The following is a 17,819-nucleotide window of genomic DNA, read 5'->3' as shown; positions in this document are numbered from 1 at the left end:
AAATGCGCCGTAAAAATATTAACGATTATCAAGCTTTTATCGCAGTAGCCCGGGAAAAAAGCTTCACAAAAGCGGCCGCTCAGTTAGGTGTCTCGCAGTCGGCGTTGAGCTACACGGTGAGGACTCTTGAAGCAGACCTTGGTCTTCGTCTTCTTACACGCACCACTCGTAGCGTTTCTGTTACGGAAGCTGGCGAGCGGCTACTTTCCCGTATAGGACCCCATTTTGACGAAATTGAAAATGAGATAGCTGCGCTGAGCGGATTGCGAGAAAAACCAGCCGGTACTGTGCGCATTACTGCCGTTGAACATGCCGCTGATACGATTCTCTGGCCTAAACTCGCTCCTGTGATGCTCGAATATCCCGATATCAACATTGAAATTATCAGCGAGTACGGACTCAAGGATATTGTCGCTGAGCGTTATGATGCCGGAGTTCGGTTGGGCGAACAGGTGGATATGGATATGGTATCCCTGCCGCTTGCCAGGGACTTCCGTTTTGCAGTGGTCGGAGCTCCCTCTTATTTCAAGCGAAAAAACCATCCGGTAACGCCTCGTGATTTAAACGATCATAGCTGTATCAGATTACGCCTGCCCACTCATGGCGGATTCTATACCTGGGAGTTTCGCAAGGAAGAGACGGAAATTAAGGTCCGTATTGATGGACGAGCGACTTTCAGCACAATAAATATGATGAGGCAGGCCGCCCTGGATGGGCTGGGACTTGCTTATCTGCCGCTGGATACCGTGGAGAATTATCTTGAAAACGGGATGTTAGTCCAGGTGCTTACTGACTGGTGTCCACCGCGCCCTCCCTATCATCTTTACTACCCCAGCCGTCTACAACATTCTCCGGCATTTGCACTGGTGCTCGAAGCACTCCGTGCCCCATAACCTTTGAGCACTGTTTTTCCTGGTCCATATCGAACTCAGTTACTTATAACCCTATTAATAAAACCTCCTTCTAAGCCCATGCGAAATTAAGCATCTAATTTCTCAATACTAAAGAGATTAAGATGGCCGCTGAAACAATCCATGTTCTTTCAGCGGCCAGGGCCGCCATCATGTATATGAAGGAGTCTTGCAATGAGTAAAAAAACAGGTGGGTTAAGTCGTCGTAATTTTATCCTGACGAGTTCAGTGGCCTCAGCAGGATTACTGATGGCGGGTCATGCTTCAGCCCTGCTCTCACCTACCCCTCGTACATCTGGCACCACGACACACGTAGATGGCGTCACAGTCAGCAGCGTCCTGTTCCGCAACAATGAGATAATGATGTCCGGAAACGTCTACGTCCCCCCGGATTTCAGCGAAAACCGTCAATACGCTGCTATTGTCGTTGTCCACCCAGGTGGTGGCGTTAAGGAACAGACAGCAGGCCTTTATGCCCTGAAACTGGCTAAAGAAGGATTTGTCACTCTGGCGTTTGATGCCTCCCATCAGGGGGCCAGTGGCGGATTACCGCGCTTTGTCGATGATCCCATGAAACGTGTTGTCGATTTCTATAGCGCAGTCGATTACCTGACGACTCTCCCTTATGTCGATAATAATCGCATTGGCGCATTAGGCGTTTGTGCAGGTAGTGGTATCACGGTTAAAGCGTCGATGACGGAACGCCGAATCAAAGCGCTGGCAACAGTCAGTGCCGTGGATGTCGGAGCGGCAACCCGTAAAGGCTGGGATGGAACAACATCTGAATCTGAACTCATTGCGACTCTGGATGCTGTTGCTAAACAGCGTACAGCAGAAGCAGCGGGTGGCGCACCGGTTTATGTCAACTATGTACCCAAATTGGGTGATACCAGTGCCCCAAAAGATCTTCAGGAAGCTGCGGACTACTATCTGACCGAACGCGGAAAATATTCGACTTCCACGAATCAAATGCTGATGACAAGTATCAGTACGCTGGCGTCTTTCACTGGGTTTGAAGAGGCGGATGTCTATTTAACACAGCCGCTTCTGATTGTAGCCGGTAGCAAAGCAGGTTCGCTCTGGCACAGCCAGGAATTACACAAAACTGCTGCTTCTGTTCAAAAAACGCTGCATATCATCCCGGGTGCGACGCACATGGATCTATATGATGGTCAGGGTGCAACGGTTGCCGCGAGTAAGCTGGCTCCTTTCTTCAAAAAGAATCTCATTTAGGTATAACTATCCATGAAAAAAAATCCACTTCTTGAAAAATTTACACTCGGTAAAGGTGTGACTCTGCGCAACCGTATTGTTATGGCACCCATGACGACGTGGGCGGGTAATGATGACGGCACAGTATCGCTTGATGAAGAAGCTTATTATCGTCGACGTGTTCAGGATATTGGGTTGGTGATTACCGGTTGTACTCATGTTCAGGAAAATGGCATCGGATTTTCGGGGGAATTTGCTGCATATGACGACAAATTTATTCCCGGTTTAAAGCGTCTTGCGGCGGCGGCAAAAAGCGGTGGAGCACCGGCAATCTTACAAATTTTCCATGCAGGTATGAAAACCAGTCCTGAACTGGTTTCAGATATCGTAGCTGCAAGCGCTGTTCCCGGTGATGCAGGGCCTTTCGCACCTTCCGTGACCCCTCGCGAACTTACATGCACTGAAGTCGAAACGGTTATTCAGGCTTTCGGTGAAGCAACTCGCCGTGCCATAGAAGCAGGGTTTAATGGCGTTGAGTTACATGGTGCTCATGGTTTTTTACTTCAGAACTTTTTCTCACCTCATTCCAACCGAAGAGACGACCAATGGGGCGGCTCTCTTGAAAACCGTATGCGTTTCCCACTCAGCGTCATCGAGAGTGTGCGTAAAACGATTGCTGAACATGCAGCCAGTCCCTTCCTGATGGGATACCGCATTTCACTGGATGAGCATTACGAAGATGGGTTGCGCATTGATGAGTCACTTCAGCTGGTTGACCGCCTGGTCGAGGAGGGTATTGATTATCTTCATGTATCACTCGGTAATGCACTTGAAGCCAGACCCGTTGATGCACCGAATGGCCCGAAAGTCATCGAAATCGTGCGCGATCATCTGACCGGACGTATACCTCTGATTGTTGCCGGGCAGCTGCGAACAGCAGAGCAAGCGGAGGATGCTGTTAAAGCAGGTGTGTCTTTGGTGGCCATAGGCCAGGGAATGATTATGAACCCAGACTGGGTTAAGTTTGCAGAGGGTAAAGCTGAAGGAAAAATTGCTCTCAATATTGCTGCATCTGACGCAGATCAACTAGCTATACCACAGAAACTTTGGCGCGTAATTGAAGAAACGACTGGCTGGTTCAACATCCGTTAAATGTTACTACGCATATTGGCTACAGAGCTGGGTTGAATAACTCACCACCGATGACTTTTATGGTGCAGCTGTAATTGATGCTGAACTAAGGAAACAAAGATGACAAACAATATTAAAGATAAAGTAATTATAATAACCGGTGCTTCAAGCGGTATGGGTGAAGCGGCGGCTCGCCACCTGGCTACAAAGGGTGCCAAAGTAGTACTTGCAGCCCGCCGTTCAAGTCGTATTGATGCGCTTGCGAAAGAAATTAACGAGCAAGGTGGGACCGCTATGGCCATCGCAACAGATGTCACCCGCGAAGACGATGTTAAAAAGCTCGTTGAAACTACCGTTAGCCAATGGGGACGTATTGATGTACTGATTAATAATGCCGGTGTGATGCCACTGTCACCGCTTGACCAGGTAAAGGTCAGCGAGTGGAATCAGATGATTGATGTTAATCTCCGTGGTGTTCTGCACGGCATTGCTGCTGCACTGCCTTACATGAAAGCCCAGAAATCGGGGCACATCATCAATACGGCATCCATTGCAGGCCACCTAGTTTTTCCCGCATCTGCCGTTTACTCTGCCACAAAATATGCGGTACGAGCACTCACTGAAGGGCTAAGAAAGGAGACCTGTGCTTATAACGTCCGTGCAACCATTATATCCCCTGGCGCCGTCTCGACAGAGTTACTTGAGCATATTAGCGATAAAGATGTTCAGGCTGTAAACCAGGAGTATGTCGGTAAAGTCGGTGTTCCGCCGGAAACCTATGCCCGCATGGTAGCTTTTGCAATCAGTGAACCAGAAAATGTGGGGATTAACGAAATTATTTTCAGACCAACAGCCCAGGATCTATAGTTCTGGACAACAAAATGGGGAGAGTCTGCCTGTTCACTCTCCCTCATTCAAATAAATACCGTGCGTGCAGGAGAATGGACCGGCGTATTTTCAGTTACTTGACGTGACGGATCTACTCCTACCGAAAAATACAATTTCATATAAACAGACCTTAATGTTTACCGTAAGGTATCAGGACTTCGATGCTCGGCGGCATGAAATTTCACGTTAAGACAATGTGACTGCTTAATATAGTCTTCGCCTCTTCGAGAATTTTATAAACCGTGGAGCGAGCAATATTAAGCTGCCGGGCGATATTTGTTGCAGCAGTATCTTTCCGGTGGAGGGCCAGCATACATTTTCTATCAGTAGCGCGCCTACGGCCAAACCGTTTTCTTCACCAGAATGACGCCACCTGTTACTTCCAAAGGACATTTCAACTTTGCCCTGCCCCGGACATTTCTACTTAGCCTTGACAAACATAGAGTTATCAGAAATCCAGAGAAACACAGCCATAGTTGTCCAGCTCAATCCAAGCGCTCCATACGCCGATTTACCGGATTTTATGCCACTATTTCCATTCTGTACTCATCAAGCCCTAATCGGTGGCTGCATTATCAAAGCCATATCAAAGCCATCTGCACTGATCCGCATTGACTGCTCCTGCTGCCAGCTTCCCGTTAAGCACCATCACCAACGTTTTCCAACTCTTTGCGAAATTGTTTGGCCACTTATTTCTTTTCCTGAAATCCAGACATCCACTGCAAACCAATTCCTACAAAGTCCGTTGAGAATAATGCGCTGAGTTCCGTGCTGGCACCAAACGTTGAAAAACAACCTCCGGATTTCACAAGTACCAATGATGTCAACATCACGGGCTTGTCCATCCAGTCTTATTCTTAATCGCACTTCAACCGCCAACATTTCCCCATAGCCCTAAAACCACATCGTTAACCGGTTCACCCCAACGCCTAAAACCTCATGACACTTTTACGACAATTCAAGCCAAATACTGGTAGGCAAATGACATTAAATCTCAATTGCAAATGATAGCCATTATCAATAACATCTGTTTTTGTAAAAAATTGCAAAGGAAACTTACATGTCTACAAATAATGTAAAGAAAAAGGTTTTTCGCGCCCTCACCCTTTCTTTATCAATTCACGCCTGCTTTGCTAGCGCCGCAGCGTTTACGGATAAAGACTTCCAGTCTCAGTCCTTGGGTCATGGCGTTTATGAATTAGCCTATGATAAAGGGCAAAATGCGCTTTATGCTGCGTCCGCACCATCGTTTGATAAAGAGAAAACCGCTGGGCTGGTTTTCCAACTTGATGCAAACTCGCTGAAAATTAATAAAAAAATCGCCACTGAACGCCGCACTTTTGCCGTCGCTTTAGATGAAGCCAATCATATCCTCTACCTTGGTAACGCGTTAGAAGGGTCAATTGCCCTGCTGGATACGCGCACCAACAACGTGATTAATACCATCCAGTTAAGCGATAACGCGAATCCGAAAAAGAGCGCCCACGTTCGTGAAGTGGTTCTCGATAAGAAACATCAGCGTCTTTATATCTCCGGGATTGGTGGCAAAGACAGTGGCTTACTGTGGGTTGTTGATACGCAAAAGCAGCAGTTGATCGAAACAATTGAAAACTATGACCCGGTTGGCTTTGCGGTCGATGAAGCAGCCGATAAAGTGTACGCCGTTACCGGCAAAGGTGAACTGCTGACTCTTGATGGCAAAACATCAAAAGTCATTTCTCGCGTCACGGTTGATCCTAAAGAACCAAAGCATTACTTCCTTAACATTGCGCTGAACAGTGCCAAAAAAGTGGGCTATATCGCCGATACCAACACACGAGACATTCTTGTGGTTGACCTTGATTCGGGGAAACTTCTCCACCGGATCCCAACGCCTAACTCCATTGCGGTGATGTATAACGCTGCTCGAAATGAAATTTATGTGACCCACCGTAACGACCATCAGATCAGCGTGATTGATGCGGATACCTACAGCGTGAAACACCGCATCACTACGGCGGCCATGCCAAATAGCCTCGTGCTCTCTCCCGATGCAAACACGCTTTACATCAGCGTCAAGCAAGACGAAAAAAGCGAACAGGCTGACTACGTCGTAAAAATCGATCTGACTAAATTCTAAGGAAGTACTCGTGATTACCCAAACACGTATTGCCGTGGCTATTTCGCTCGCCTTTGCTAACCTGCCAACGGCGGTATATGCCAACGACAACGAAGACCAAATGGTGGTCACCGCCACCGGCTTTAGCCAAGAACGCCGGGAAGCGCCGGCGACAATCTCCGTGGTGGATGAAAAAGAGTTAAACACGCGCTCAAATCAAAACGTTACTGAAGCATTGCGTGAAATGCCGGGCGTCCTAGTGGGCAACGGTCACGGCACGCTGGCCAGTGGTGATGTGCAGATGCGCGGGATGGATTCTTCCTATACGTCCTATATGGTCAACGGAATCAAACAGGCGACTCGAGAATCACGCCCTTACGGTCACCATATCGGTACCGAAGCCTCCTTTCTGCCACCACTGGCCGCCATTGAACGCGTCGAGGTTATTCGTGGGCCGATGTCCTCTCTTTATGGTTCCGACTCCATAGGTGGCGTGGTCAACGTGATCACCAAAAAAGGCTACAACCTAGAGAACTGGACCGGGGTGCTGGAGGATAACTATTTCCTGCAAGAACAAAGCAAATACGGCAACACCAACCAGACTAACGCCTTCCTGATGGGACCAGTTATCCCAGGCAAATTAGGCGTCAGCGTTGCGGCTGATTATCTGGATCGTCGTGATGATGACAGCCCGAAGAAGCCTCGTTTCGTGAAGCATGAAGCGGGCAACCTGGATGCCACCGTCTCGATGTCGCCGACGGATACTCAACTGTGGGATCTTAATGCTACCCGAGGGCATCAAGAAAAGAGCCATAACCCCGGCAACAGCCCGTGGTACTGGGGTTTTGACCGCGATGCGGCCTCACTTTCACAACATGCTTGGTACGGTGATGACCTGCTGGAAGTGAAGAATTTCATCAGCTACGAAAAAGCGCGCACCGAGTATCGCGTGCAGGAAATGTCGCCACAGTTTATCGAACAACGTAATTTTGAAGCGAACAGCGCCAACACTTTCACCCTGGGCGATCACAAACTGACGCTGGGCGCCAACTACACGCGTAATGAACTCAACGACACCTTTGACGTTGAGGATAAAGCCGTTGCTGGGGTGACTCCGGTGAGCAAAATTACCCGCTACGGTTGGGCCGTATTCGCCGAAGACGCTTGGATGATTGTGCCAGACTTTACGCTGACCACCTCGGCCCGCTTGGATCACGATAGCTATTTTGGTTATCACGTGACGCCAAAACTCTACGGCAACTGGACTATCGATCAGAACTGGGCGCTTAAAGGCGGCGTATCAACCGGTTATAAAAAGCCCGATCTGCGTGAAAATAACTCCGGCTTTACCAGCGTGTATGGCGCGTATCCCTACTCCTATATTGGGATTGGCAACGACGACCTGAAGCCGGAAGAAAGTATCAACACTGAGTTAGGGCTATACTGGCAGCAGGATACGCTGGCGGCAGATGCCACAATCTTCCACACTCGCTTTAAGAACAAAATCAGCGATTACACGATTTGTACTGAAACGGCGACGCAAAAATGTGTCTACAACGGATACACTGCGGAAAGCGTCTCCCAGTATTTCAACGTCAGCGATGCGGAAGTTTACGGTCTGGAGCTGAACGGTGACTGGCAAGTTACGCCGTCGCTGAAGGCAAACGCCAACTATACCTATACGCACAGCGAGCAAAAAAGTGGTGAGTATAAAGGCTACGCGTTGAGCGACTTCCCAACCAGCATGGCGAACATTTCACTGACCTGGAATGCGACCAATGACGTGGATCTGTGGACTAAGGCCAGTTGGCGCAGCAATTCGCCGGATATCGGGAAATCGACCAAAACGGAAGCTTACGCGCTGGTTGATTTAGGCGTTCGCTATCGTGCGACGAAAAATATCACGCTGATGGCCGGGGTTTATAACCTGTTTGACGTGAATCCAATCTACACCACGACCTATAACGAAACCTCGATGCTTGAAGGACGTCGCTATAATATGGGCGCGCGCTACGAGTTCTAAATAAAACGCCGGGGCGGATTTGCTCCGGCATTTTTACAAGCGTTTCTGTAATGACCCTATTACCAATGCTACAGTTCTACTTTAAAAAAACGGCGCAGCGCCCTTTTCCCTTCATCGGTAAATTTAACCTCACGATATCCCTGAATACGGATTAACCAGCCGTTGCGTTCAAATGCCGATAATAAAGCCGCTCCTGCACTGCCGCCAAGATGCGGGCGACGTTCACTCCAGTCGAGGCAACTGCAGGCAATCTTGCGTTTCGCCGGCAAATGCATCTCGGCTCCGAATTCCTTCAATCTCAGCAGCCCTTCTGCCGTCAGGTCGTCACCCGCCGGGGTCAACCAGCATTCCTGTTCCATAAATGCATAAAGGCTCACCGCGACTTCGCCCGCCAGATGGTCATAACAGGTGCGCGCTTTGCGCAAGCTAACGGGCGTTGTGCATTTATAAGGAGGGCTTAATCTCATGGATACCCCCATCAATGTTTCGATGAGTGTGGCAATCTCGCTGCCGGCAAGCCGATAGTAGCGATGCCGACCTTGTGATAAACAGCTGATAAGATTGCCATCCAGGAGTTTGCGCAAATGGGCGCTGGCGGTGGAAGGTGCAATGCCTGCCGCCGCACTCAATTCGGTGGCGGTCCAGGCCCGGCCATCCATCAATGCGCACAGCATACTGAGCCGCGAAGGGTCAGCCATCGCCGTGGCGACATCCGCCATGGCGTATTCAAGCGCTTCTCCGTCGTCAGTCGTTGGTGAAGTGGCGGCAAGCGGTTTTATCACGATTCAACGCTCCATTTATCTGTGATCTCATCTGCTAATCTATCATTATCCGTTAATAAAATCAGACGGTTGCTGTGATCGCTATACTGCACGTGGATTGTTATTTGCTGTAGCGCCAGCACTCGGGCTATCTCTCCGAGTTCCCCCGGGCGCTCTTGTTTCAACTGGCGAATAAGCGGTTTTTTTACCGCTACTACCTGCATTCCTGCCGCGCTGAGAACCTCTCGCGCCCGCTCACCGTCCTCAACCAGAAAGTGGGCGTGGCTGGCGCCGTCCATGCTAAAGAGTCCGCCCCCTTCCAGCCCCACGCCGTTTTGCCCCAGCGTGATGCCCAGTTGTGCTAGCGCGCCTGGCGTATGATCAAGAATAACGTGAATATCATACATGTGGGCATACTCGCGCCGAGGAAGACGAATAATCACGGAGAACGTTGACGACCCTGATGCGATAGTGCGCGAAAATGGTCTCTTTCCCCTCCTGCTGCGCAGCCTGATGGTGCATGTTGCGCTTCCACTCGATAACTGACGCTTCATCCTCCCACCAGGATAGCGATAATACTTTGCCTTCTTGGCTCAGGCTCTGAAAACGTTCAATGGCGATAAATCCTGCAACATGGCTCAGTTCCGGCTTAAGTTCAGCAGCAAGTTCGAGGTACCGGCTTTGCTGTTCTGGCTGAGTGATAGCTTCGAAAATAACGGCAATCATAGCGACCTCCTTTGTGTGGATGACCACACTATAGAGACGGCCAGAAAGTTATACTTCGGCAGCCAGCGAAATGTTTTTTAGCGCAGCCCTTCTACCAGCCCTTCCAGCCACTGGGCAAACACCCGAACCTTGTGTGATAAGTGTCGATGTGGGTAAAGCAGCGACAGCCTACGGTGCGGACACGGGAAATTCGGCAAAACTTCAACCAGTTGCCCATTATCAATATAGGGCTGTAAGAAGAAATTCATTCCCTGTAATAGCCCCAGCCCGGCGATACCGGCAGAAATATACACTTCCGAGTTATCCAGAATCAGTTTACCCGGCAGCGATATCTCCTCACTCCCCGTCGCGGTCTGGAAGACCCACGGCATAACCTGGCGGCTCGAGCTGTTAATCCAATTCACGCCCTGATGGTGCCGAAGATCGTCAAGCGTGCGAGGTACACCATATTTGGCAAGATACCCCGGGCTGGCGCAGGTCGACATTTTGATGTCACCCAGCGACTTTGCGACGTAGTCACCATCGTCCAGCGTCCCCATTCTTAACACGCAATCGAGGCCGTCGCGCAGCATGTCCCGCCGAAGATCGGAACTGCTTAAAATGATCTCCAAATCAGGGTGAGCTTGGTAAAACTCCGGCAATCTGGGCACCACGATGAGCCGGGCGAAAGCAATCGGCATATCGACCCGCAGCTGGCCATGAAGTGGACGATGGGGTGCGAAAGATTCCAGCAAATCATCAGCCTGCGCCAACAGCGGCTTACTGCGACGATAGAATTCTTCCCCTTCCGATGTCAGGTTGATACGCCGCGTCGTGCGCTGTAGCAAACGCACGCCGCTCTCTTGCTCCAACTGCTGCAGCGCTTTTGTTACCGCCGGGCGATGGATCTGCAGATTCTCCGCCGCTTGGGTAAAGCTGCCCGAATCAACGATTTCGATAAAGATTTTAATGTTTTCAAATAGATTCATTTGCATAAGGCAGATGCGCCACTCTAGCCATCACGATTGTTATCTATTTAATAATAGTGAAGAACGATTTTCACTATTTTTCAAAACAATTAAGCGGCCTACACTGCCTGCATTCGAAGCCATTCCGGCTTGTAACAAGGAATTATCTTATGAAAAACAATCGTATTAGTCAGATTCTGGGCATCGAAAGACCGGTTATTCAAGGGCCACTCTCATGGCTAACCGATGCGCGTTTGGTCGCCGCCGTGAGTAATGCCGGTGGATTAGGCGTTTTGGGGCCAAACGCCGGGTTGACGGCCGAGACTGCCGTCTCCACGCCGGAAGCCACTGCTGAAAAGATGCGCGAAGAGATCCGCAAAACCCAAAAACTGACCGAGAAACCGTTTGGCGTGAATTTGATCCCGACCGCGGATAACGATATTTGGACGCCCGCCATCCTGAAAGTCATCAAAGAAGAAGGCGTGCACGCGGTGGTGTATACCGGTTACGGTGAAGGATCGATTATTCCCGCGCTGTTTGATGAACTGAAAGCCGCGGGGATCGCCATCATTTACCGCGATATCAATCCAACGCCAGAAAACACCCGTGAGGCGGAACGCGCCGGTGCCGATATGATTGTCGCTACTGGGTTTGATGAAGGCGGCACGCTGCCCGGCAACGTGCTGGGGACATTCTCTATCGTACCTATGATCGTCGATGCGGCGGTGAATGTTCCGGTGCTGGCCGCTGGCGGTATTGTCGATAAACGGACGGCGAGAGCCGCCGAAGCGTTGGGTGCCGAAGGCGTATTTGCTGGTTCTGTGTTTATCAGTACGCTGGAAAGCCGCGTACCGCAGTCAATCAAAGAGAAAATCGTTGCCGCCAACGGGCTGGATCTCAGCCTCTTCCGCACGCTGCCCGATTTTTACCGATCTCTGCCGGGCAAACTGACTCACAAACTGGTGGCGATGGATAACGCAGGCGCGAGTAAAGAAGAGATTGCCGATGTGATGGGCGGCCTGCGAGGACTGCGGCTTGGCATGCTGGAGGGCAACACCGACGAAGGATATATTTCGTTGGGCACGGGGATTGGTGGTATCAAGGCCATTACGCCGGTCGCCGATGTGGTTGAACAACTGACTGCATAAATGCTGCATCTGCGTCCGCCATGCTGATGGCGGGCGCTTTTACAATGGTATCTTGCGTAAAGTAAGTGACAGTGTCACTCATGGCTGTTTTCTTCAGGGATCAGCATAATCATCTTTAATGCCCGATTACTGGTGAGCTGCCAGCTTAGTTGGCGATAAACGATGCTACCTTTTTCGGCATGGTGAAACAAACGCTCTCCACCTTCGCGGACAATAACCTGCTGCTGAGACCAGAACTCGCGAAAATCAGCGCTGCAGTCGCTCATCTGCTGCACGAAAGCATTTAGAACAGCGTCATTGGCATAGTGCACCGCATCGGCGCGTAGCTCAGCAACAATTCGCCGCGCGCGTATTTCCCAGTTATCGACAAGCTGGCGGGCCAATGGATGCTGGAACATAAAGTTCATCATATTCGGCGCCTTTTCTGCATCTAGCCAACCGGTAAACAGCGCTGCCGCGCCTGGATTCCAAGCTAACATCTGCCAGGTCAAATCCAGCAAATAACAGGGTTGAGAAACGCTGTTGACGGTTGCCAGAATGGTCGGTTCTATCGCCGGCACCTGCTCATTCAACGGGTCGCTTTTGTGCGCCAGCAAAAACAGATATTCACGCTCGGCTGAAGTCAGCTGTAAGGCACAAGCAATACCTGAAAGTGTCTGTGCCGACACGGTGATATCGCGTCCCTGTTCAAGCCACGTGTACCAAGTCGTACTGATCGCACTCATCTGCGCCACTTCCTCACGGCGCAGCCCTTTGGTTCTACGGCGCGAAATAACCGGGATCCCCACTCTTTCCGGGGAGGTGTTTTCTCGCTTCACACGCAAAAAAGCGCCTAACGCTTGTGGCCCTGTCAGCCCTGATTTTTCCATGGTAGTAACTCGATATACCAGTATAAATGAGCATATTGTACCCGTATTAATGCCATCGTATAGTCTGCTTTAACAACAAAATAACAACAGAGGAAGACAGGTATGAGCAACCATCATGAAGCGTTAGTAAAGTCGCAGTTTAGCGGTCAGGCAGCTGCCTATTTGCACAGCAGCGTTCACGCCGAGGGCGCTGATTTGCGTCGTTTGGGCGAATGGCTGGCCGATGACCAATCAGCCAATCTGCTGGACGTGGGCTGCGGCGCCGGTCACGCCAGTTTCACCGCCGCACAAAAGGTTTCAACGGTGACGGCATACGACTTATCGGAAGGCATGTTGGCGGTGGTCGCGCAGGAAGCGCAAAAGCGCGGTTTGAGCAACATCACCTGCGCACAAGGCCCTGCCGAAGCGCTGCCGTTTGCTGATAACAGTTTTGATATTGTCATCAGCCGCTACTCTGCCCACCATTGGCATGATATGCAGTCGGCGCTGATCGAAATTCGCCGCGTACTGAAACCCGGTGGCCGTTTTATCATGATGGACATCGCATCGCCGGGAAAACCGATTCTCGACGTTTGGCTGCAAACTATTGAAATGCTGCGCGACCCTTCGCATATCCATAACTACTCACAGGGACAGTGGCTGGCGATGGTTAACCAGCGCGGCATGGTGGTCGATAAACTGGTTGGCGATAAGCTGCACTTGGAGTTCTCCTCTTGGGTTGCGCGGATGAAAACGCCGGACAACATTATTGAGGCGATCCGCTACCTGCAGAGTAAAGTGTCGGATGAGGTAAAATCGCATTTTGCCATTGCCGAGGATGGAAGCTTCGTGAGCGATACCATTATGTTCCAGGCAAGATAGCGCTGTTGAACGTAATCGCGTCGGGATAACTCGGCGCCATTACGTGACACCGTCACTAAATTAACACCTTAAAATGGCGAAATAGTCATCGGTCGTGTGCTTTTTTGTGCCCTTACCCCCAATTTGTCAACATCATGTTAATCGTTGCTCTATAATCTTGCGCGCTGCAGTTTCTGCCGGCCCGTCACCGGGTCTGGAATGAAGACAACGGAGTTACGTAAGATGTTATCAGGTAATAAAAATCGTTCCCTTTATATCCCCTATGCGGGGCCGGTTCTGTTGGAATTTCCTCTGCTTAATAAAGGCAGCGCGTTCAGCATGGAAGAACGCAGCAATTTCAACCTCCTCGGGTTACTGCCTGAAGTTGTTGAAACCATTGAAGAGCAGGCCGAACGTGCCTGGATCCAGTATCAGGGATTTAAAACTGAGATCGATAAACATATCTACCTGCGCAATATCCAGGATACCAACGAAACGCTGTTCTACCGGCTGGTAGAAAACCATCTCGATGAGATGATGCCGGTCATCTATACCCCGACCGTTGGCGCAGCCTGCGAGCGTTTCTCTGAAATTTACCGTCGTGCGCGCGGCGTGTTCATCTCATATCAGAACCGCCATAACATGGACGATATTCTGCAAAACGTTCCTAACCACAACATCAAAGTCATTGTGGTCACCGACGGTGAACGTATTCTGGGTCTCGGCGACCAAGGTATCGGCGGCATGGGCATCCCAATCGGTAAACTGTCTCTGTACACCGCCTGCGGTGGCATCAGCCCGGCTTATACCCTGCCAGTGGTGCTCGACGTTGGTACCAACAACCAACAGCTCCTCAACGATCCGCTGTATATGGGCTGCCGTAACCCACGTATCAGCGACGATGAGTACTATCAGTTTGTCGATGACTTTATTCAGGCGGTGAAACATCGCTGGCCGAATGTGCTGCTGCAATTTGAAGACTTCGCACAGAAAAACGCGATGCCGCTGCTGAACCGCTATCGCGATGAGATTTGCTGCTTCAACGACGATATTCAGGGTACTGCGGCGGTCACCGTCGGGACACTGATTGCCGCCAGTCGTGCTGCCGGTAGTCAACTGAGCGAACAAAAAATCGTCTTCCTCGGTGCGGGCTCCGCTGGCTGCGGTATTGCTGAACAGATTGTTTCACAGCTGCAGCGTGAAGGACTGAGCGAAGAGCAAGCTCGCGGTCGTGTCTTTATGGTTGACCGTTTCGGTCTGCTGACCGATCAGATGCCTAATCTTCTCGCCTTCCAGAGCAAACTGGCGCAAAAACAGGATAAAATTCAAGGCTGGACGCATGAGAATGACGAGATTTCGCTGCTCGATGTTATCCGTAATGCACAGCCGGATATTTTGATCGGCGTGTCTGGGCAAACCGGGCTATTCACCGAAGAAATTATTCGTGAGATGCACGCACATTGCCCACGTCCTATTGTGATGCCGTTGTCTAATCCAACGTCACGCGTTGAGGCTACACCGCAGGATATTATTAGCTGGACCGACGGCCAGGCGCTGGTTGCCACAGGTAGTCCGTTTGCCCCAGTGGTGTGGAAAGATACGGTATATCCAATTGCGCAGTGCAATAACTCATACATCTTCCCAGGTATTGGTTTGGGCGTAATTGCTTCCGGTGCGTCGCGAATCACCGACGAAATGCTGATGTCCGCCAGCGAAACCTTGGCCAAGCACTCCCCGCTCGCTACCCACGGTGAAGGTCTGGTTCTGCCTGAGCTGAAGGACATTCACAAGGTTTCGCGTGCCATTGCCTTTGCAGTCGGTAAAATGGCGCAGCAGCAAGGTGTCGCCACCAATACTTCTGCCGATGCGTTGCAAGAAGCCATTGATGACAACTTCTGGCAGCCGGAATACCGCAACTATCGCCGCACGTCTATTTAATGTCTCGCCCTAGCCCGGTTTTCTCCTTAACCGGGCTATTTAACCTCAATATGCACGATGTTTCAGACCTGCGTTATTGATAGACATAAAACGTATGTTGTAACTAATGTTTTATTCGCTGGCAGAATATTATTCACCACGCTACACTGATTTCACTCATCAACCTAATGACTTAATAAGGAGGCTAATTATGCTGTATCGTGAAAATGTCAATATTTCACATACACTTGGTGATCGCACCAGCTCAAGCGTTATCGATATCGTGCTGCGATAACTTCGGCTTGAGCGAAGACACCTACTCTTAATCCCTTCCCTCGGGCTTACTTAGTTATCGTCAGCGATGTTTGACGAGGCATTTCTATGCCTGTAACTCTTGAGTAAGCAAATGAGCACATTACTAACGGCACAATCTCTTCACGTTGAGACGGCGTTCGGCCCTCTTTTCACCCAACTGACTTTTACCCTGAAAAAAGGCGACCGTATTGGCCTAATAGGTTATAACGGCTGCGGAAAAAGTACCCTTTTACAGGTCCTCGACGGCACCATTGCACCATCAACAGGTCTGGTATCACTCGCCAACCATTGTCTCCTCGCTCGCGTGGAGCAGCATTTACCAACCACTCTCTTAACGCAGTCGCTTATCGACGCGGTTCTCGCACAGCTTCCCGCGGCGGCGCATGAGAGCCAGCGCTGGCAAGCGGAACGGTTGCTGCTGGAAATGGGATTTAATCGCGCTGAGACCTCTCAAATCGCATCAACATTGAGCGGTGGACAACACACGCGCCTATTACTGGCGCGCGCGTTGATTCTCCAACCGGATCTGTTGCTATTGGATGAACCCGGCAACCACCTCGACCTGCCAACGCTGTTATGGCTGGAGAGTTTCCTCAACGGTTGGAACGGCAGCTTCGTGTTGGTTTCGCATGATAATTCGCTATTGGATGCGGTCACCAATACGAGTTGGATATTACGCGATAACAACCTGTACACATTCGCACTGCCCTGCACCGCTGCCCGTCAGGCGTTAGAGGCGCAGGACGAAAGCGATGCCTTACGTCATAAAGCGGAGCAAAAGGAAATCGACCGCGTCACCGCCAGCGCCAAACGTCTGGCCACCTGGGGACGGGTGTATGACAACGAAGATCTGGCGCGTAAAGCTAAGCAAATGGAAAAACAGGTCACACGCCTAAAAGAGAGCCAAACCGAACTGACCTACGGCACGCCGTGGACCCTTACGCTGCAGGGCGACGAGGTTCGCGCCGACAGGCTGCTGGAGATGGAACAACTGCCGGTCCCACCGGCGCTAGGCTTACCTGCACTCTTCACAACCGGAATAGCTCGGCTAAAAAGCGGCGATCGGGTGGCCATAATGGGCCGTAACGGCGGCGGTAAATCATCACTATTACGCTTAATATGGCGACAACTGCAGCAGGAAGCGCCGGATGTCGGATTGCGCCTTCATCCTCGCCTTCATGCTGGCTACTACGATCAAACGCTGCATCAGTTAGCCGATGACGCTTCGCTCCTTGATGCGTTGGAGACGTTTTCACCGTCATCAGAAACGCGCAAACGTGCGCTGATCTCTGCCGGCTTTGGCTGGTCGCGACATGGACAAAAAGTAAGTTCACTCAGCGGCGGCGAGCGTTCGCGGCTGCTGTTTGTCGGACTATCGCTTGCCCGCTACAGCCTGTTATTGCTTGATGAACCGACTAACCACTTGGACATGGACGGCAAAGAAGCGCTGGCGCAAACGCTGAGTCATTATCCTGGCGGCCTGCTTCTGGTAAGCCATGATCGAAAGCTTATTAGCCAAAGCTGCAACCGCTTCTGGCTGATTGACGACAGCGGGCTCAGTGAATGGCCGGATGTCGATGCCGTCTATCAGCAGCTCAGAAACAATGAGCGCCTAGGGCAAATTCATCATTCGGTTGCTGAAAGCGCGCCGGTAGCGCTCGACGCTGACGAAATGCTTGAGCGATTGATTGCCCTAGAACAGCAGCTGGCCGAAGACTTGGCGCGCAAACCTAAGCACCAGAAACCTCTGTTGCAACAGCGCTGGCGCAAGGAGATCGCGCAAATAAATCAATTATTAGTCTAACGTCCCCACCGTATCGACGTTCATTAACCCAGCGTCATCCACAAAAATACCGGATGGCGCTTTTTTTCGTCCGTCACTGAAAACCTGCATTGAACAGTAAATGAACTAGGGCTGATAGTTTTATGTGCATTTGGAGCTATCGAACTGAAAAACCACCAGATTATCCCTACCTCCAACCTTGCTTTTTTAGCATTAATAACTAATCATTAATGAGTATTATTATCAAATA

15 protein-coding genes and 1 pseudogene are annotated in these 17,819 nt (G+C 50.6%); 10 read left to right on the top strand and 6 right to left on the bottom strand.

Annotation, left to right across the window (positions count from 1 at the left end):
• The first annotated feature begins 2 nt into the window (after positions 1-2).
• The 4 genes from AB4K05_RS09070 (at position 3) to AB4K05_RS09055 (ending at position 4,121) form a co-directional block, all read left to right on the top strand.
• The gene (locus tag AB4K05_RS09070; RefSeq protein ID WP_368479645.1) at positions 3-893 is read left to right on the top strand and encodes a LysR family transcriptional regulator; all 891 of its coding nucleotides are present in this window, start codon (positions 3-5) and stop codon (positions 891-893) included.
• 192 nt (positions 894-1,085) lie between these two features.
• Positions 1,086-2,144 (top strand): alpha/beta hydrolase, encoded by a 1,059-nt coding sequence (locus AB4K05_RS09065; protein WP_368479644.1) that lies wholly within the window; start codon positions 1,086-1,088, stop codon positions 2,142-2,144.
• Positions 2,145-2,156: 12 nt separating this feature from the next.
• A complete protein-coding gene (locus AB4K05_RS09060) occupies positions 2,157-3,275 on the top strand; it encodes an NADH-dependent flavin oxidoreductase (RefSeq protein ID WP_368479643.1) in 1,119 nt (372 codons plus the stop codon).
• 99 nt (positions 3,276-3,374) lie between these two features.
• On the top strand, positions 3,375-4,121 hold the full coding sequence (locus AB4K05_RS09055; protein WP_368479642.1) for an SDR family oxidoreductase: 747 nt from the start codon (positions 3,375-3,377) through the stop codon (positions 4,119-4,121).
• A gap of 202 nt (positions 4,122-4,323) precedes the next feature.
• Here the strand turns inward: AB4K05_RS09055 and AB4K05_RS09050 are convergent.
• Positions 4,324-4,491, bottom strand: a pseudogene (locus AB4K05_RS09050) (helix-turn-helix domain-containing protein); the annotation flags it as partial.
• A 711-nt stretch (positions 4,492-5,202) separates the two neighbouring features.
• Here AB4K05_RS09050 and AB4K05_RS09045 point away from each other — a divergent pair.
• Both AB4K05_RS09045 and AB4K05_RS09040 read left to right on the top strand, forming a co-directional pair.
• On the top strand, positions 5,203-6,261 hold the full coding sequence (locus AB4K05_RS09045) for a YncE family protein (protein ID WP_368479641.1): 1,059 nt from the start codon (positions 5,203-5,205) through the stop codon (positions 6,259-6,261).
• A 10-nt stretch (positions 6,262-6,271) separates the two neighbouring features.
• The gene (locus tag AB4K05_RS09040) at positions 6,272-8,263 is read left to right on the top strand and encodes a TonB-dependent receptor (protein ID WP_368479640.1); all 1,992 of its coding nucleotides are present in this window, start codon (positions 6,272-6,274) and stop codon (positions 8,261-8,263) included.
• Positions 8,264-8,331: 68 nt separating this feature from the next.
• Here AB4K05_RS09040 and AB4K05_RS09035 read toward each other — a convergent pair whose 3' ends face one another.
• The 4 genes from AB4K05_RS09035 to AB4K05_RS09020 all read right to left on the bottom strand — a co-directional run bounded on the left by AB4K05_RS09035 (position 8,332) and on the right by AB4K05_RS09020 (position 10,718).
• Positions 8,332-8,982 carry an ArsR/SmtB family transcription factor gene (locus AB4K05_RS09035; RefSeq protein WP_368479735.1) on the bottom strand — a complete coding sequence of 217 codons (651 nt, stop codon included), beginning with the start codon at positions 8,980-8,982 and terminating at the stop codon, positions 8,332-8,334.
• A gap of 59 nt (positions 8,983-9,041) precedes the next feature.
• Positions 9,042-9,431, bottom strand: coding sequence for an amino acid-binding protein (locus AB4K05_RS09030; RefSeq protein ID WP_368479639.1), 390 nt, complete (start codon positions 9,429-9,431; stop codon positions 9,042-9,044).
• Entirely contained in the window at positions 9,424-9,750 is a 327-nt protein-coding gene (locus AB4K05_RS09025; RefSeq protein WP_368479638.1) for an antibiotic biosynthesis monooxygenase, read from the bottom strand. The genes AB4K05_RS09030 and AB4K05_RS09025 overlap by 8 nt, the downstream gene beginning before the upstream one ends.
• Positions 9,751-9,827: 77 nt before the next feature.
• A complete protein-coding gene (locus tag AB4K05_RS09020; protein WP_368479734.1) occupies positions 9,828-10,718 on the bottom strand; it encodes a LysR family transcriptional regulator in 891 nt (296 codons plus the stop codon).
• Positions 10,719-10,867: 149 nt separating this feature from the next.
• Here AB4K05_RS09020 and AB4K05_RS09015 point away from each other — a divergent pair, with 149 nt between their 5' ends.
• A complete protein-coding gene (locus tag AB4K05_RS09015; protein ID WP_368479637.1) occupies positions 10,868-11,845 on the top strand; it encodes an NAD(P)H-dependent flavin oxidoreductase in 978 nt (325 codons plus the stop codon).
• Between the two features lie 74 nt (positions 11,846-11,919).
• Here AB4K05_RS09015 and AB4K05_RS09010 read toward each other — a convergent pair whose 3' ends face one another.
• A complete protein-coding gene (locus AB4K05_RS09010) occupies positions 11,920-12,714 on the bottom strand; it encodes a helix-turn-helix transcriptional regulator (protein WP_368479636.1) in 795 nt (264 codons plus the stop codon).
• Positions 12,715-12,816: 102 nt separating this feature from the next.
• Here AB4K05_RS09010 and AB4K05_RS09005 point away from each other — a divergent pair, with 102 nt between their 5' ends.
• The 3 genes from AB4K05_RS09005 (at position 12,817) to AB4K05_RS08995 (ending at position 17,590) form a co-directional block, all read left to right on the top strand.
• Complete coding sequence (locus tag AB4K05_RS09005) at positions 12,817-13,575, top strand: class I SAM-dependent methyltransferase (protein WP_368479635.1); 759 nt, start codon at positions 12,817-12,819, stop codon at positions 13,573-13,575.
• A 222-nt stretch (positions 13,576-13,797) separates the two neighbouring features.
• Positions 13,798-15,492 (top strand): NAD-dependent malic enzyme, encoded by a 1,695-nt coding sequence (locus AB4K05_RS09000; protein WP_368479634.1) that lies wholly within the window; start codon positions 13,798-13,800, stop codon positions 15,490-15,492.
• 385 nt (positions 15,493-15,877) lie between these two features.
• Positions 15,878-17,590 (top strand): ATP-binding cassette domain-containing protein, encoded by a 1,713-nt coding sequence (locus AB4K05_RS08995; protein ID WP_368479633.1) that lies wholly within the window; start codon positions 15,878-15,880, stop codon positions 17,588-17,590.
• Positions 17,591-17,819: the final 229 nt, after the last annotated feature.

The organism is Kluyvera sp. STS39-E (assembly GCF_040932435.1).
Classification (GTDB): Bacteria; Pseudomonadota; Gammaproteobacteria; order Enterobacterales; family Enterobacteriaceae; genus Kluyvera.
Note: the sequence above shows the minus strand (reverse complement) of the source record. Positions and strands in the feature narration are given on the sequence as shown.

Bases quoted from the DNA above. Each gene is read 5' to 3' on its own strand.
- AB4K05_RS09065 (WP_368479644.1), top strand. From the start codon at position 1,086: ATGAGTAAAAAAACAGGTGGGTTAAGTCGTCGTAATTTTATCCTGACG.
- AB4K05_RS09000 (WP_368479634.1), top strand. From the start codon at position 13,798: ATGTTATCAGGTAATAAAAATCGTTCCCTTTATATCCCCTATGCGGGG.
- AB4K05_RS09025 (WP_368479638.1), bottom strand. From the start codon at position 9,750: ATGATTGCCGTTATTTTCGAAGCTATCACTCAGCCAGAACAGCAAAGC.
- AB4K05_RS09070 (WP_368479645.1), top strand. From the start codon at position 3: ATGCGCCGTAAAAATATTAACGATTATCAAGCTTTTATCGCAGTAGCC.
- AB4K05_RS09035 (WP_368479735.1), bottom strand. From the start codon at position 8,982: ATGGCGGATGTCGCCACGGCGATGGCTGACCCTTCGCGGCTCAGTATG.
- AB4K05_RS09030 (WP_368479639.1), bottom strand. From the start codon at position 9,431: ATGTATGATATTCACGTTATTCTTGATCATACGCCAGGCGCGCTAGCA.
- AB4K05_RS09015 (WP_368479637.1), top strand. From the start codon at position 10,868: ATGAAAAACAATCGTATTAGTCAGATTCTGGGCATCGAAAGACCGGTT.
- AB4K05_RS09045 (WP_368479641.1), top strand. From the start codon at position 5,203: ATGTCTACAAATAATGTAAAGAAAAAGGTTTTTCGCGCCCTCACCCTT.
- AB4K05_RS09010 (WP_368479636.1), bottom strand. From the start codon at position 12,714: ATGGAAAAATCAGGGCTGACAGGGCCACAAGCGTTAGGCGCTTTTTTG.
- AB4K05_RS08995 (WP_368479633.1), top strand. From the start codon at position 15,878: ATGAGCACATTACTAACGGCACAATCTCTTCACGTTGAGACGGCGTTC.
- AB4K05_RS09005 (WP_368479635.1), top strand. From the start codon at position 12,817: ATGAGCAACCATCATGAAGCGTTAGTAAAGTCGCAGTTTAGCGGTCAG.
- AB4K05_RS09055 (WP_368479642.1), top strand. From the start codon at position 3,375: ATGACAAACAATATTAAAGATAAAGTAATTATAATAACCGGTGCTTCA.
- AB4K05_RS09020 (WP_368479734.1), bottom strand. From the start codon at position 10,718: ATGAATCTATTTGAAAACATTAAAATCTTTATCGAAATCGTTGATTCG.
- AB4K05_RS09060 (WP_368479643.1), top strand. From the start codon at position 2,157: ATGAAAAAAAATCCACTTCTTGAAAAATTTACACTCGGTAAAGGTGTG.